The organism is Okibacterium sp. AC114 (assembly GCF_979253355.1).
In genome coordinates this window covers 46,293-62,003 of the sequence record NZ_CEEDBR010000002.1, presented here as the reverse complement: position 1 = coordinate 62,003, position 15,711 = coordinate 46,293, and the positions used below count along the sequence as shown (strand labels likewise).

The window sequence follows — 15,711 nt, the reverse complement described above, 5'->3', positions numbered from 1 at the left end:
ACGACCAACCCGAAAGGCGACAACCTCCATGAACGACTACATCAGCAACGTCCACCACACCACCCACCATCAGGGCGAGTACGTGACCCACACCAGCCGCCCCGTCACCATCAGCAGCCTGCACGGCTCCCGGATCCTCGACTCCCGCGGCTACCCAACGATCCAGGTGCGTCTCGAGCTCGAGGACGGCACCGTCGTCACCGGTGACGCCCCCGCAGGCGCATCCACTGGCGCGCATGAGGCTGTCGAGCTTCGCGACGGCGGCAGCAGCTACGGCGGCCGCGACGTGAGCCAGGCACTGCACCTCATCACGACGGACGTCGCACCGATGATCACCGGCCAGTCGTGGACCTCGATCGGGCAGGCCGACGCCGCCCTCGCTGCCCTCGACGGCACCCCGAACTACCGCCGGCTCGGCGCGAACAGTGTCGTCGCGACCTCGATCGCGATGGCACGCGCTCTCGCCGCCGCAGCGGAGCTGCCGCTCTGGCGTTGGATCGCAGACGTCACCGGCAGCACGCCCCGCCTGCCCGTCCCGCACTTCAACGTGCTCAACGGCGGAGCGCACGCAGCGAACGCGCTCGACTTCCAGGAGTTCATGATCGCCCCGGTGAACGCCGAGACCATGACCGACGCGGTTCGGATCGGGTCGGACGTCTACCACGCACTGGCGGCACTGGTCCGGGAACGGTTCGGCAGTCTCGGTCTCGGGGACGAAGGCGGCTTCGCCCCATCGATCGCCGCGCCCGAGGAGGCCCTCGACCTCCTCGTCGCCGCGATCAGTGCCGCTGGCTACGAGCCCGGCGTGGACACCGTCGCGATCGCACTCGACCCGGCGGCGAACGAGTTCGCGCTCGGTGACGGTAGCTACCGGGTCGTGGGCCACCGGCTCGACCGCGCAGGCATGGTCGACTACTACCGCGACCTCATCAGCCGGTATCCGATCCGGAGCATCGAAGACGGCTTCTCCGAAGATGACCACGGCGGATGGAAGGCGATGTCGTTCGCGCTCGGCGACATGCTCCAGATCGTCGGCGATGATCTCTACGTCACCGATCCGCAGCGCATCCGCGACGGCGGGAAGGACGGGCTCTCGAACGCAGCGCTCATCAAGCCGAACCAGATCGGCACCGTCTCCCAGACCCTCGACGCGATCGGCGTCGCACGCTCGCTCGGGATGCGGAGCATGGTGTCGCACCGGTCCGGCGAGACCACCGACACGTTCATCGCGGACCTCGTCGTCGGCAGCGGAACCGGACAGATCAAGTCCGGCGCCCCCGCCCGCGGAGAACGCGTCTCGAAGTACAACCGGCTCACCGAGATCGCGGAGAACAATCCGGAGCTGCCCTACGGGCTGCGCTGACCCCGACCGGCCACCTCGTGGGCGACGCGCAGGAAAGCAGAACCAGCTGGCTGGGGCTCTCCCGACCAGATCGCCCGCAACGGCCGGGTAAGTGGCGGCCCAGAGAGCGGGACCCGCACCAGCGACCCGTCGTTGATGTCGGCGGCGACCGTGCGAAGGCTCATCACCGCCGGTGCAATTCCAGCCTGCGCGTTCGCCCGGATGATGCTCGTGGTCTCCAGCACCGCGGCCGGAACCGACATGCTCAAACCGGCCTCCCTGAGCCATGCGGCGAGGGTCGCGCGAGTCCCGGAACCTTCTTCCCGCAGGAGCAGAGCCGTCGCCGCCAGGACCTCCGCAGTGATCCCGGTCGACCGAGCCCAGGGATGGTCCGGCGCAACGACGACCGCGAGCTCATCGTCCGCGATCACCTGCGCGGACACACCTGCTGCCGTCACCGGGGTTTCCGTGAACCCGAGGTTCGCGCCACCCGACTGCACGAGGTCCGTCACCGCGGCGGAATTGCCCGCGATCAGACGCACCCGCACGTCGGGTTCACGGCGTCGAAATTCGAGCAGCCAGCCCGGCAGCAGCAGCTCCGCGATCGTCTGTGACGCTGCGACGACGAGCGAACCCGTGGGAGCCCGCAGCGCAGCCACTCCTGCCTCGAGGTGGCGAGACCCTTCGAGGACCGGTCCGGCCAGCCCGACGACGAGCCGGCCGGTCTCGGTCAGCACCGACCCCGTAGTCGAGCGGTGCACCAACAAGTGACCGACCATGCGCTCGGCGACCCGGATCCGAGCAGACACTGCCTGTTGCGTGACGCCGAGCGCTCCAGCGGCAGCGGAGAGGGAGCCGGTCTCGGCGACGCGTGCGAGCACGTCGAGTGTGTCGAGGTCGAGCGTTCGGTCCGTGAGTCGCCGTAGTGCCACAACCAACGATTGTACCCCGCCAAGAGGTTCCCGGTACCGCCAGAGGCAGGATTCGCGCAGGCTTGGCCCATGACAACGCTCCGCACCAACCCTGCACCCGCGAACGGTAGCCAGCCGCCCCAACGGCCGCAGACGGCGTTGTTCCGTGACCTGGAGCGGCCAGGCCTGATCGTGTCGAATCTCACACCGAACTGGTTCGCGTCGATCATGGGCACTGGGATCGTCGCTGTCGCAGCTGCGTCACTCCCACTGCAGTTCCCCGGTCTGCGCATCGCGGCGACGGTCGTGTGGGCGATCGCCGCGGTGCTCCTCGTCGCCCTCACGATCGCGACGGTGCTGCACTGGATCCGCTACCGGAGCACCGCAGCCAGGCACCACCTCAACCCGGTCATCTCCCACTTCTACGGCGCACCACCGATGGCGTTCCTCACCGTCGGCGCCGGGACACTCCTGCTCGGCAAGGACTGGGTCGGCCTGCCCGCCGCCGTAACCATCGACTGGGTCCTGTGGACCATCGGCACCATCGGAGGACTGCTCACGGCAGTCCTGGTGCCGTACCTGGCGTTCACCCGCCACGAGAACAAGCCCGACTCCGCGTTCGGCGGCTGGCTGATGCCCACCGTCCCGCCGATGGTGTCCGCCTCCACCGGCGCCCTGCTGCTGCCGTACGCTCCCGCCGGACAGGCGCGGGAGACGCTGCTGTGGTCCTGCTACGGCTTCTTCGGGCTCAGTCTCGTGACGTCGCTGGTCGTGATCACGCTGATCTGGAACCGGCTCGCGCACCACAAGGTCGGGGCCGCCGGCATGGTACCGACCCTGTGGATCGTCCTCGGACCCGTCGGACAATCCATCACGGCGGTGAACCTCCTCGCATCGAACGCACCCACCGTCGTCGACGCATCCACCGCCCACGCGCTCCTCGTCGTGGCGCTGGTGTACGGGTTCGCAATGCTCGGCTTCGCGCTGCTGTGGACCGTCATCGCCCTCGCCGTCACCGTCCGGACCGCCCGCGAACACCTGCCGTTCAGCCTGACCTGGTGGTCGTTCACGTTCCCCGTCGGCACCTGCGTCACCGGACTCAACGGGCTCGCCCTGCACTCAGGCCTGACCGTCGTTGCCGTCCTCGCCGTCATCTACTACGCCGGCCTCGTCGCCGCATGGATCACCGTTGCCCTGCGCACCTTTCACGGATCCGTCATCCGTGGCACCCTGCTGGCACCGCCACAGCCGGCATGAGTACCCCCGAGGAAGTCGCTGACGTTCGATCGCTTAACGGTCTCGCGGAGACGTGGCGGACCGCGCCCGACGGCAGCCGACGGTTCGTCCCGAGCTTCGACCCACGATCCGGCGGCAGATCCAGCCGCGTCCTGGTCCTGATGCAGTCGCCCGGCCCCCAGACCATCGCCGCAGCGCACGCAGCTATCTGCAGCGAGGACAACCCGGGCCCGACCGCGGCCGCGTTCCGAGCAGCCCGTATCGAGTCCGGACTCGCACGCGGCGAGTACGTCCGCTGGAACCTCATCCCATGGGAACTGCCCGACCGCGTGCGACTCGCAGACATCGACGAGGGGCGGCATGCCCTTGCCACACTGCTCGCGGCGCTCCCCGCTCTCACTGCGATCGTCACGTACGGGGCCGTCGCCCTCGACGGCGTCATGCGACACCTCACCCTGGACGAGCACCCCCGACTCCTCCCGGTCATCGCAGCACCACATCCGTCTCCCGCCAACGGCCGCCACCGATCGGAACAACACTTCCGTTCCGTGCAAGCACTCCGGCTCGCCGCGCGAGCGCGACAGACGTAACAAATACGAACGTTTATAACGCCCGCCATGTCTCGTCGACGGCCGGTCAGAACTCACCGAACCGTCATCCGTTCCGAATGGTGGGCCGGTGACCTTCGTGGCCTAAAGTTCGGGCGTTCTCCCCGATCGCCGGTTCCACAACTTCGAGTACGGTTCGAGTCTCTCAAATCTGGGATTTTCTTCTGCCTGTATCGCGATCTCGAGCGCTCTCTCAAGTGTCATGCCAGCCGGAACAATTCTCTTGCCTCGGGATCGTGGCGCCGACCGTGAAGCTTTTCTCGGCGGTGTCTCTTCGTCACTCATTGCAGTGCCTGGATGCGGCGATAGAGGGTGGCCCGGGACATGCCGAGATCCTTCGCCACCTGCGCGGCTGGCTCGCCGCCGTCGATGAGGCGAATGGCGTTTCGGATCTGGCTATCGGTGAAGACCGGGCGGCGGCCACCGAGGTCTTTGCCGGCTGCTCGGCGCTTGGAGACGGAGTCGCCGATTCGTTCCCGTTTGATATCCAGTTCCATTTGAGCGAGAGCGGCCATGACGGTGAAGACCATCGATCCCATGGGGGTGGATGTATCTACGTCGCCTCCACCGAGGTTCATTACGCGCAAGCCGGCGCCGCGGTTTTTGAGCTCCTGCGCAAACGCCAGCATGTTCTGCGTCGACCGACCCAGACGGTCAAGGGTCGCGATCACCAGAGTGTCGCCATCATGGAGCGCAGCAATCGCGCGATCGAACTGCGGGCGTGAAGCGCGCGCCCCTGAAACACCCCGGTCTATATAGAGGTCATCGCGTCGAACCCCGGCGGCTAGGAGATCCTGTTCCTGACGGTCCGTGGACTGCTGCCGAGTCGACACTCGTGCATACCCGATGAGTCGGCCCATGGCACTCCTTTTGCTGTCTCGCAACACGCTTTGTTTACGCAAATTCTCTCAGACACTTGCGAGACATAGCTACAGGAATCTTGAGGCGCGGTTTTCCGCCGTGCAGAACTTGGCGGCGGGGGAGTAGTGAGACGTCTCGCAAGCCTAGGGATACGAGATGCGGCTTGTCCGGTTCGATTACCGTTCGAAACTTCAAGTGACGAGCGTGAACCTTGACGGCTCGTGCACTATGAGGAGGATTCTTGTTGCCTGGCTATTGGTCCTTCTGCAGCGGGGGAGACCTCTGGGTGTGCGTGTTGAGATGCGACGGATTGCTCTGCGCGTCGGTCCCGGGCCGGGGCGTGAGTCGCGGATGGATCATCTAGGGTCGTGAGAACGTCACGCGCTAAAGCTACAAATTTGGTATCGAGATCCGCGGCCTTCACCAAGAACTCGACGACGTCTACCGCAAGTTTTGCGGCGGTCCGATCGAACACCGGCCCAAACGCAGATGACGCTGTCTGTCGATTCCCCAGCATTACGGATGCTGACTGGAATTCGAGAAGGCGAAGAGAATCGTTGAGTGCCGTTCCTCGACGGAGGAGGCGGGTCAAAAGTTCGAGCAACGGTTGAAAGAATCTAGGGTTGACACTCACCGTTGTAGCGGAGGGAATCTCACCCGCTTGCTGAAGTGTTTTGAGGAGATCAGCGATCTTGTGCTGTTGTCTCAGCTGAGCCGTCCCGCCAAGAAGGTATTCGCTCAGGCCGTAACTCAAATCGGAGATATGGGCATTTCGCAGTAATCCTGCACACCGTGCCAGCGATAGCAGATACAGCCACGCACAGTCGAGCAGTAGCCCCAGGTGCTGGGGGTTTTTGCTCTGCAAGGCCGCGCGAGCCTCTACCAATCGGTCTGGCATCGCCACGAGGTTGCGGTGTTCCGGATCGACCCAATAGCCGAACTGGCGGTAATCGAGGAGCGGTTTCAGTTTGCGGTCCATGCCGGTGAAATTGCTTTTCGCTCGGGCGACCGTTTTTTCGTCGAAGAGGCCAGCAAGGGGTTGCAGGTGGACGGGGACTTTAGTCGGCAGCATATTCTCAAGCCCAGCTACGTCAGCTTCTGTTACAGCAGTGATGCCAAGTCTCGCGGCGAGCTGACGTGCATCCCTGCTAATCGCATGGTCTCGGACCATGTAGGCGTTGTTGGCGCCGAACAGTTGAACGAGGCCGCGTAACCAAAACATCCGGCCGATGACCGGTGTACTTTTCCCCGTCTTGCAGTCCACGACGGCGGTTTGAATTTCTCCGGAGGGGGTGACCGCGACACCGAGGACATCCACATCGGTGTAGGACTCCGGCGCGCTGCTATGTCCAGGTAATTCTGGGGCGCGAAGGACCACGTCGATTCGAGTGGAGTACCCCATACGCCAGAGCATCCGGCGTGCAGCTACTTTTTGGCCGAGATCGAGTTCACTCATGCGGACTTATGGCCCATCATCGTATCGATCGCCTTCTGCCATTTCTTGTCGGTCATTTGACGCTTGCCTTGCAACTGGTGGAGAGTCCTTAAGGGGGCCGCAAATCTGTCATTGCTATCGAGCAGCTTCACCGCCTGAGTCTCGTTGGTTGCCCGTGAGGCGAAGCTTTCACCGTGGGCGATGAGGTCACGGGCCAGACTCAATGCTTCCCTGTTATCTGGCGTATCAATCAGAGTTGGGACTACCCATTTACCACCCGGCAAGGTGTCAGAGCCGAATTTGATCACTTGGGCCCGATTGAGCAAGCGATATTGCCGTTCGGATGAGGAATGAGGCGAGAGGGACCCCTCCCGTAGCAACTTGTTGATGGCATTCACAAGTGCTCCTGGGGTGAGATTCGAGTAACCACCAAAATACTGCCCTGTTCGCAGGCATGCTATGACGGCAAGTGCCTTCTCGAGCACCGGTTTTCGCTCGCTGAGAAGTTCAGTGTCGATGCTGTATGGCAGAGTCGCGAACGATTCGAGTTTCCCATCGGGTAGCTCCACGGATGGGGCAATAAGAAGTCCGCGCGCAACAGCGTCTTGAACAACGGCACCTGCACCAGAGATCGGTAATCCTTGTTCTGACCGAACTTTCTCAAAAGCGTCGGATAATTCATGCGAACCGTGGTCGCGCACAATGTCGGCTATGAGTTGCGGCCGTTCAAAACCCAAAAAGGGCGAGTAGAGCACTACGTCGCTGTCGACAGAAGTAGCCTGCACTAGTTGAGCTTCAGTCGTCACTCCGAGGAGGGTTTCGAAGTCGGCTGAATCCAATCCGAGCCTATCGACGACATCGTCGCGGGCAATAGGCGCCTTCGCGAGAGCATCGACCAGGATCACTACCTGTTGTTCAAGTTCGGTGGGGCCGGCGGCACGCCATGCAGCACCCAACCGGGGGTACAGGTCTGAATAGTACGGAACATTTTCGCTGAAGGAGATGATGCGTGAGCCGACCCGCTTGACGTCGCTAACAAGGCCAGCCTCTTCGAGGGTCATCACCACAGGCTCAAATGCGAGCGCGGGGACATCGAGCTGATCGGCAACAATCGCGCGCAAATTCTGGGCGTCCTCGATGACCTCGCGGCCTCGAATTAGTGACGCGACACCTGCTGCCATCCCCACTCGTTGTGTCTCAGCGAGATCGCCGAGTATTGCATCACTGGGATGCAGGTTACGCAACCCAGCATTGACGTCTTGGGACCGAAGTCCCTCAGAGAATTCATCCATTTACTCTCCCCCCGAAGAAGATGCTATCGGCTGATACTTCTACATGTTTCTGAGCCGCGCCCGACTGAAGTGGTTGGTCTTGCGCTGTCCCGGACTCGTCGTCAGCGGCATATGAGGGCGTTGGCGGATGCGTCGGAGCTCCTAAGGTCGCAATCATCGCCGTTCACATCGGTGCAGATTGGCGTGTGTTCGGTGCTCGGGGTCACATGCTGCGTGTTTGAGCAATCTCATCACCAACGGCACGGCGTAGTACGGATGAAATTACCTCTCTATGCAACGCCGCAAGCAGAGGCTCATTTGTTTGTGCCAGAGTGGCCAAAGCTGAATCAAGAACAGTTGCGACTGAGGGGCTTTCGAGTGCTTTCTGGATCACTTGTAGGTCAGCATGCTCAGTGGGCACGGAGTCTCTAATTCGACGAAGACTCGAGACGGCTTTGTTCAGCTTTGCTTTTGCGGATCTATCAAGCGAAGCGTGAGTGATCCGTTCTTCGAATTCTGCCCAGGATGATGCAGTGTTCATTTGGCTATCTGTAGCGACGTTGTTGGTTACCGCAATGATTGTCTGCTTCGCGAGACTGAATGTTCTCCGGTTGCTTGGACTTGCCATCGAGCGGAGGGTGCCGGCGTTGTGGCGAGCTATTGGTGTCCCGGAGATCGCGTCTCTCAGCGAATCAGCAAACGCTCGCCGTTCTCCACTGCTCTCGTCGGCGATTTGAATTAGTGACAGCGCGACCGAGCCGAAATCGAGGTCGGGGGTCGTGTGCAACACTCTCAATGCGATATCGAAAAGTTGCTGACTAAAACCGGGTCGGTTCCGCACCATTCCATCGTCGACCATTTCCAGGGCTAATCTCGGCCCGACCGGGAAGGTGGAGCCGAGGCGCGACGCTTGGTCGTCATCCACGCTTCTTATGCACTCGATTATTGCTCGCTGCAAAGCTGCATTGCCGCCATGGAATGCATATCCAGTAGCGAAGAGAATTGTGTTGCGCCAGTGAGGACTGGCGGCTGCAATGCGCAAACGTTTGGTTGCAACATCGGGATGTTCTTCCATGAGCCATTGGCCGGCCGTGAGTTCCTGCAAGGACCTGATCTCGAAACCGTAACCAGTGTCCTTGGGGGCAATAAGTACCAGCCGTCGGGTCGCAGTATCGAGGACTTGCTGAATCCTCTCGTCCCCGTTGCGAGGCTTGAAGCCTTGAAGCTCGAGTTCACGCCAAATCAGGTCACGGAGTTCTTGTTCCGAAAGCACGGGATCTGGGCTGTTGCTCGATTCCGCGCGTGAATGCAATGCGAAGCCCACTTCCCTGTGGAGCGCGCGGATAACTGGTTCAAAGTTAGTAAGTACCATTTGCAAGCCTGGTCCTTTGCTCTTCTCTCGCTCGAATGCGAGGTCGAAGTAGCGCGAAAATAGGCCATACCTGTCAGGCTCAAGATGTTGCGCGCCGTTTACAATAATGGCCAAGATGAGGATTTGCAGGGGTGTTCTTAGAAGGCTTCGTTGTGCGGGATTCTTCGCGGCGCTTTCGATCGTTTCCAGTACCTGACGCTGTCGTGCTGGGTCTCCTGAAAGCGACGTCTGCACAACACGGTGAGCGTATTTGACCCCTTCATCGGTACTGAGATAGTCCAAGTCAATGCGTTCGAATAGGTCCTCGCTCATCTCATCGTTGTACCCGAGCGCGCGTGTTGTTAGAACGACCATCAGATCGGCATCGCTGGCTTCGGCTTCTTCGATGAACTGTTCAATTCGTTCGATAACGATGCGCCTTGCATTTGCGTCCGTAACCTCATCAAAGCCATCGAACACCACGAGCCAAGGCCACGCGCGTTGCCAGTTCGCAAGATGCGCCGCGGTCAGAGGCCCCGTGTCGAGCTGCTTACTGACTTGTTCAGCGATGGCCCGAAGCATCGTGCCTCCGTCGACGAGTTTGTGGTGCTGAAGCATCTCCTTGAGATCCACCCGTATTGGCCAGCGAAGATGGTTAGGCAGTTTGCGTCCCATGTGCTGCAGCGCGTCAGTTGTTCCGTCGACAATGTCTTGTTGTCCCTGGCTTAGGGTCGCACCGCGAAGCATGGCGCAGCGGAAGATCTGGACGAGAAGTTTGGCCATCGTCGTCTTCCCGTTACCTGCCGCGCCGGTAATCACGATATGTCGCTTACTCCGGCCTACGCCTAGACGCGGTCTCAGCATCCGTTCGGCGCGCTCGAGGACAAGATTCACGAGGGAGCTTCGTATTGGCTCGATCTCGGAATCGCGCTTTTCGTCCCAGCTCAGCACGGGTAAGTCGACGACTAATTTATGCAGGCTGACTTTGGACCCTGTCGCATCACCGCCTTCAGCCATCCAAACTGAGCCGTCGATGGTGAGTGATTGCCGCGCATCTTCGAGCAAAGCCTCAGCTATTGCCGTGTGAGAGACAGCGCCGGTGAAGTCGCTAATTGCGGCGAATACGTCGGCTGCGCTCAAGAACGCAGGAAAGGCGCGTCGTACGGAGTCGGAAGTAGCGAGCCCTCCGTTTATCCAAGTTCGATCCAGAACCCGAATGGTCGAAATGTTCTCTAGCCGGTTTTGCCGCATTTTGCGGGCATTACGTTGTTCTGGGTTTTCGTCGCGGACCGGTTGATAGAGTGCCGCGCGGTAGTCATGCAGATGCTTGTCGATGGTGTCTCGCCCACCACTGTCGGGGTAGGGAGTCAGGTAGACGTTGGTGATGAAGATCAAGTTATGAGGAGTTCTTGAACGATCGGCGTTGGTCGTCCATTTGTCTAGTTCTTTCTTGATTTCTCCCCAGAGCCATGCAGCATTATCTGGATGTGAACCCAAGACTGCATGGTGTTTGGCCTGAAAGACCGTGTACCCATTCAGCTCGACATATTCGTCACCGGCACGCAGTCGGACGTTACCGTTGGTCAGGGCGTCCCGTCCGCCATCTCGTCCCGCGCCCATAGGTATCAGATCGACACCGCATGCTCCAATGAGTAGTGCTTGCGCGAGCTCTTCAAATGAGGTCGGCCCGAGGTCCTCGAGTCGATAATCAGGCATGTCCCTCCAAACATCGTTGACTATCAGGCGCGGTATCGGCTCAACCATATCGTTGCCTAGCTAGTGCCCGGATGCCGGTGGCGTATGCCGGCTCGCGATGGAGGGTTTTTGTCCGATTTTCGGGGCAGGATGGAGTCATGACCATGGGGAGCAAGGGGCCGGCGCGACCCACACCACGGATGCATGCCGACTCAGTCGCACTTGATGTTGCTCACGTCGTCTCCGAGCTCTGCGAGATGCTCGGCAGGAAACTGGTCGCCTACATAGGCCATGAATTCGAAACGCGCGCGGTTCGCGAGTGGGCAGCGGGGGAGCGGACCCCCAGCGAAGACATCACACAGCGGCTGCAGGTCGCTTACTACGTGGCCGGTCTGCTGCACGAGCGTGAAGGGAAAGCAACAGTCCAAGCTTGGTTCCAGGGCCGAAATCCGCAGCTTGATGATAATGCTCCGGCGCAGGCTCTCCGGGATCACCCGCTTGAGATCGCAACCCGTGAGGTGGTTGCTGCGGCTCGTGCGCTCTCGGCGGTGGGTTAGGGCAAGTCAAGCTCTCACCGTTGGTCAACAAGGCTTACAGTGCTAAGAGAGCCAGGCTCGCGTGGCTTAGCCAGCAGCCGCGTCTGCGTCTACCGTGCTTTGATTTTGCAGTGCTTCAGGGCGGCTACAAATATCGGGTCGTCGTGCAAGATGGGCGCAATGTTCGTGACGTGAGTGGTTTCGGCGAGTCCGCTATCGGGTCCGCGCATCCAGTAGGCCCAGCATCGTCCGTTGCTGCCTGTGGGGTGTCCGTGTTTGGATATGAACTCAACCCCGAGAGGCAGGGTGCCGTCATCCAGTGTGACGTTTTCGCGAAGCATCTCGGCGATCGCTGTCGTGAGGATCCGGTCCTCGCCCGTGAGGTCAGAGACGGTGAGGGACTTCTCGACGGCGCCGCTTGAGGTGGGCCACGAGTTATCGAAGAGTTCGTGGAGTGCGGTGATTGTTTCGGTTGCGGTGATGTCGATCCACCAGCCTTTTGGGAATTCGAGTGTGAACATCGCGCGGCCTTCACGGAAGGAGCGTGGAAGCCAGCTGGCTTTCATGTTGCCGGCCTGCTCCCAATCGCTGACAATGTCGTCCCAGAGGTCGTCGAGCTCCACGTCCATGAAGTCGGCTAGCGGCTGCAGGGCGCGTCGTTTCCTGCCGACGATGGTGCGGTATGGCGCGAGTAGTTCCATGTATGCCGTGAGCTGATTGTCGGTCGCATAGATGGTTCGGCCGACGGTGTCGTAGCGACTCCACTGCGCCGGGTCGTCGGCAGTCTCACGTGGGCGGGGTGCAAGTGCGCCATAGGATTCTCGAGCAATTCTGAACGCAGGTCCTGGGCTGGATGTGAGTGCGAGTCCGGTCTGTGAGCAGATTCGATGCTCCTGGGTCATGTCAGCCGCTGAAAGAGTCGTCGACGAGCGATTGTGCAGCGGCAGCGACCTCTTTGAGGTGGTTCTCGCGGATCGCGTTCACTGGGGTGTCGTAATCAAGCCATGGGTTGGCCCCAATGAACCAGACACGTGCGACGTGCTCGCCTTCTGCGTCCGAGACTTTCTGCCACTGCTCATAGGCAAACGCGAGCCGCTTGACCGCTTCCGGACGGGGCTCAGGGCCGGTTTCTTTTGCCCATTTGTGTGACGCTTTGGCGTCCTTTGACCCCGCCAAAGCTGACACCAACGTTCCACCCAGAGCAGTGTTCAGGCGCCGCGTGATCTCGCGAATGTCTAACCGGATCGCGACTTGATACGCCGCGTTTTTCGCTGGCGCCTGGTGAGTGACCATGTGGGCCTCGTCTCTGGTGTAGATTTTGGAACTTCTACCAAATCCTACCGTAAAGATACGTGAAGCAACCATTTAAGCCACCGCAAAACCACTTATAAGCAGCTTTGTCGACGTAAACCCAGATGTCCAACGATTGGTGGAGGGGCTGCGCGGGTGGTCCACGTCGTCTCTATGCTCACTCCCGCGGAAACGCCTCCAATCCGTTGAATGTTGCGTTCGAGGACCTCAGCCTTTCTATAACTTTGGAAAGCGCTAGATCGCCTGAGCGACCCCTGTACGGGTTTCGATTGCCGATCGCCATTGCTTCACTGACTACGATCGCTGCATCTCGTGGGCCGGTGCGGGTGACTATCCGGTCATAAACACTGCCAGCTTGGAACGCAGTGTCCGAGGCGCGTTGATGCGCGCATTCTGGGGCGCACAGGGGGTATTCTTCGCTTCCCCCGGTGGCCAGAGCTGCGCGGAATGCCTCATCCGTCCAGTCCGTGTTTGTTCGCAGCCACTCCATAAGTTCGGATCTATCCGGAATCGCGTCGTCGCAATTTCGACGAAGCTCTTCATCCGGCGAGTTTGCAAGAACCCTCTCAACGGCAGAAGGTGCAGACTTCATAGGGTCAAGCCCCAGGACTACTCGGAACACCACGTCGGTTGCCGCGCTCAGCGGCACATTCGTAACGTCTTCGTTGTATTCATCGCCGAGATGCGCTGGGTTATCAATAACCCGCTGAACCCAATGCGCGAATCGGTTCACCGCATGTGTCGAGGCGTTGTCTTTGCTCATTCCCTGTATGCGCTCGTGCGCGGAGACCGCCGCTCGCGTTGACGTCCATGTCATTCGATAGATATGGCCCAAGGAAAAGTGAGATGCAGCCTTAATGGCATGGGTGCGAAGTGCGTCCATATGCTGCTCCCGAGGGTCTGGGAGCCCATGCTGGTTGAGGTCAAAGCTGAAGTAGCGAATTGCTTCCTCGGCGACCAGGCGTTGCGATAAAGCCCTAAGGGCCTGGCGATGCGTCGACCAGAGCGAGTCGAGACGTAGTGCCTCGCGAAGGTCGTCCGCAAAGCCGTCGAGACGGTGCCGAAGGTCGGTATTTCCCGGCACCGTGAAATTGGTCCGGTTCGTATATATAGAGCCGGTGAGTGTGAGCCGGTCTGCTTCTTTCCATTCGAATGCGTGTGTCGGAGAAGAGAGGTGGATCATCAGTAGGTCGGCATGGAACGCCGCGAGAAATAGCTCGCGTCCAATCTCAGGTGTTGGTGCGAGTGTGCTGTCATACTCCACGGGGCGAATAAGACCGGAAGGCTTTCCGGCAGCGTGAATGACGGCCAGCGCACCTATCAATGCGTCGAGTGACGCTTCGCTCAGGCTATAGCCGCCGTCATCGTTCTGGGCCGGGTAGGCCTCTTCAATCACCGCTCTACGATCTGTCTCGAGTTTTGCCAACTGTTCTTGATGCGCTTGTTCACGTGTTGCTCGTTCTGCGAGAGCAGATCGGGCTTGTTGTTCGCCCTGTAGCTTTCGCTCCCGCTTTTCGCGAGCCTTTGGCTCGAGTACGGTTTTCGAACGCTCATCGACGAGCGGATTACACGATCTGCATTGCGTCTCAATGCCACGGCGGGCATCCGAGAGTGTTTGGCGAGAGCTCAAGGTGAGGTCGTTGCCACAAGCGGAACAGTTGAAGCTCGGCGTTGAGGCCACGGCGCCGGCCGCGGCGGCGTAGTGGGCCGTACCAGACCACCTCTTATAGTCAATTTCGCTGACTTTCCTGGCCCAAAGGATCTCGTCACTATCAGGGTCGATTCCCTCTACCTTCCAGTACTCCTGGCTGACAGCCACTAACTCTTCGGGCGCATCGGCGTTCGCAATTAGGTCCAGCTCAAAATCGGCGTCAAGAAGCACTTTAGGCATTCACGAATGTTACCGATGAGCCACCGCAAAATAGATAGGTAGAAGGCCGGATTGCAAACGCAAAGGTGGTTTATCTCCCCGCAACGTTTCTGAGTGTAAAACGGGCTGCCTGGCATAAATCCCGTTCCAAAAGGATTCCACCACGGAGCTTGCGCAGTTAAAAGGAGGGTGGGCGGGTGTGGTCGAAAATGACTAGGACCACGAAGAGGGCATTGTTGGCCCGCCGCCATCATGGGGATCGAGGGCGGTCGACGGTGTTTAGCACTACATCTCCTCAGACCGTGACTGGTTCCGATTCGTCTCGAGCACACCCGATCGGGCGCGACGGCCACGGCCTAAGAGTGTTGTTGACATAATAACTATTATCGGAATTCCAGAACATAAAAATGTGGGTCGCGATCCCAATTAACCAAGCCTCGACCTTTGCAGGCCCGTAGGGTCAGTACGGGGGTGCTTTTCTATGAAGAAGACGATTTGTGTGTTCGCGCTGGCGCTTACGGTTGCCGGAAGCTTGACGGCATGTGCGCCTTCGGGAAGTCGGTGCCAACCTGAACCTCTTGAAGTGTCGACGGAGACGTTGTCTGCCGGCGATACCGTCACTATTTCTAGTCCTAAAGCTGAGTGCTCTTTACACCCACGCAGTTACCGCATATCTGTTGTTAGCCAGGTCAACTTCGAGAAGATCATAGACCTACCTATCTTGGTCGATGTTGGGCCTGACGGAAGCTTTAGCAAAGCGATCAAAATTCCCGAAGGAGCTACTCCGGGCGAGGCTGCTGTTGTTGTCAAAGGTAGTGTGCGGGACGAGTGCGACTCGCAAGCATCATGCGCCGGATATTCTGTCCACTTCACGATTGTGTAGACCAAAGATGCACCCTGGTCCGAGTACATTTGGGCAATTCCGAGCAGGTCATCACCTCGCACACACTGGTCAGGAAGCCGCTGAATGACGATCATGAACTGGCTTCCAGTAGCGATCGCCACTCTTGCTCTCGCCGTTTCGATTTGGGCGGTGATCGAAACGAGAAGATCGCGGGTTGCCCCGCAGCTGGTCGCGGAGACCAACCGTCTAATTGACAATGGCGGGCAAGGTGAGCCCATATGGCTATTGTCAGTTGTAAATCGGGGTGATGGAGCGGCCTAAGACGTCAGAGTTGTGCTGCAGGGTCTGCCTCCCAACTCACGGCCGGAATCTCATCGTTCGATACTTTTGCCGGCCGAATCCATTGAGGTGTCTGCGAACCTGACCAAGCGTCTGGGACT

Annotated in this window: 12 protein-coding genes; 4 read left to right on the top strand and 8 right to left on the bottom strand. The window is 59.9% G+C overall.

Annotated elements, in window-relative coordinates; translation table 11 throughout:
* Positions 1-28: 28 nt before the first annotated feature.
* The gene (eno, locus tag ACZ6IE_RS15020) at positions 29-1,363 is read left to right on the top strand and encodes a phosphopyruvate hydratase (RefSeq protein WP_464608715.1); all 1,335 of its coding nucleotides are present in this window, start codon (positions 29-31) and stop codon (positions 1,361-1,363) included.
* Here the strand turns inward: eno and ACZ6IE_RS15015 are convergent.
* Positions 1,348-2,274 (bottom strand): LysR family transcriptional regulator, encoded by a 927-nt coding sequence (locus ACZ6IE_RS15015; RefSeq protein WP_464608714.1) that lies wholly within the window; start codon positions 2,272-2,274, stop codon positions 1,348-1,350. The two genes, eno and ACZ6IE_RS15015, sit on opposite strands and share 16 nt — an antisense overlap.
* 69 nt (positions 2,275-2,343) lie before the next feature.
* Here ACZ6IE_RS15015 and ACZ6IE_RS15010 point away from each other — a divergent pair, with 69 nt between their 5' ends.
* Positions 2,344-3,510: a TDT family transporter gene (locus ACZ6IE_RS15010; protein ID WP_464608713.1), complete on the top strand. Its 1,167-nt coding sequence runs from the start codon at positions 2,344-2,346 to the stop codon at positions 3,508-3,510.
* A 140-nt stretch (positions 3,511-3,650) separates the two neighbouring features.
* Positions 3,651-4,079, top strand: a complete 429-nt coding sequence (locus ACZ6IE_RS15005) for a uracil-DNA glycosylase family protein (protein ID WP_464608712.1) — start codon at positions 3,651-3,653, stop codon at positions 4,077-4,079.
* Positions 4,080-4,378: 299 nt separating this feature from the next.
* On the opposite strand, the gene ACZ6IE_RS15000 is transcribed toward ACZ6IE_RS15005, so the two are convergent.
* From ACZ6IE_RS15000 to ACZ6IE_RS14985, 4 genes are all read right to left on the bottom strand, one after another.
* Positions 4,379-4,957 carry a recombinase family protein gene (locus ACZ6IE_RS15000; RefSeq protein ID WP_464608711.1) on the bottom strand — a complete coding sequence of 193 codons (579 nt, stop codon included), beginning with the start codon at positions 4,955-4,957 and terminating at the stop codon, positions 4,379-4,381.
* 227 nt (positions 4,958-5,184) lie between these two features.
* Entirely contained in the window at positions 5,185-6,414 is a 1,230-nt protein-coding gene (locus tag ACZ6IE_RS14995; RefSeq protein WP_464608710.1) for a hypothetical protein, read from the bottom strand.
* The gene (locus ACZ6IE_RS14990; protein WP_464608709.1) at positions 6,411-7,685 is read right to left on the bottom strand and encodes a hypothetical protein; all 1,275 of its coding nucleotides are present in this window, start codon (positions 7,683-7,685) and stop codon (positions 6,411-6,413) included. Before ACZ6IE_RS14990 ends, ACZ6IE_RS14995 begins: the two co-directional genes overlap by 4 nt.
* Before the next feature lie 202 nt (positions 7,686-7,887).
* Positions 7,888-10,731: an NACHT domain-containing protein gene (locus ACZ6IE_RS14985; protein ID WP_464608748.1), complete on the bottom strand. Its 2,844-nt coding sequence runs from the start codon at positions 10,729-10,731 to the stop codon at positions 7,888-7,890.
* 137 nt (positions 10,732-10,868) lie between these two features.
* On the opposite strand from ACZ6IE_RS14985, the gene ACZ6IE_RS14980 reads away from it, so the two are divergent.
* Positions 10,869-11,267, top strand: a complete 399-nt coding sequence (locus ACZ6IE_RS14980; protein WP_464608708.1) for a hypothetical protein — start codon at positions 10,869-10,871, stop codon at positions 11,265-11,267.
* Positions 11,268-11,356: 89 nt separating this feature from the next.
* Here the strand turns inward: ACZ6IE_RS14980 and ACZ6IE_RS14975 are convergent, their stop codons facing one another.
* The 3 genes from ACZ6IE_RS14975 to ACZ6IE_RS14965 all read right to left on the bottom strand — a co-directional run bounded on the left by ACZ6IE_RS14975 (position 11,357) and on the right by ACZ6IE_RS14965 (position 14,448).
* Positions 11,357-12,148 carry a hypothetical protein gene (locus tag ACZ6IE_RS14975; protein WP_464608707.1) on the bottom strand — a complete coding sequence of 264 codons (792 nt, stop codon included), beginning with the start codon at positions 12,146-12,148 and terminating at the stop codon, positions 11,357-11,359.
* Position 12,149: 1 nt separating this feature from the next.
* A complete protein-coding gene (locus tag ACZ6IE_RS14970) occupies positions 12,150-12,539 on the bottom strand; it encodes a hypothetical protein (RefSeq protein WP_464608706.1) in 390 nt (129 codons plus the stop codon).
* Between the two features lie 175 nt (positions 12,540-12,714).
* The gene (locus ACZ6IE_RS14965; RefSeq protein ID WP_464608705.1) at positions 12,715-14,448 is read right to left on the bottom strand and encodes a hypothetical protein; all 1,734 of its coding nucleotides are present in this window, start codon (positions 14,446-14,448) and stop codon (positions 12,715-12,717) included.
* Between the last annotated feature and the right edge of the window lie 1,263 nt (positions 14,449-15,711).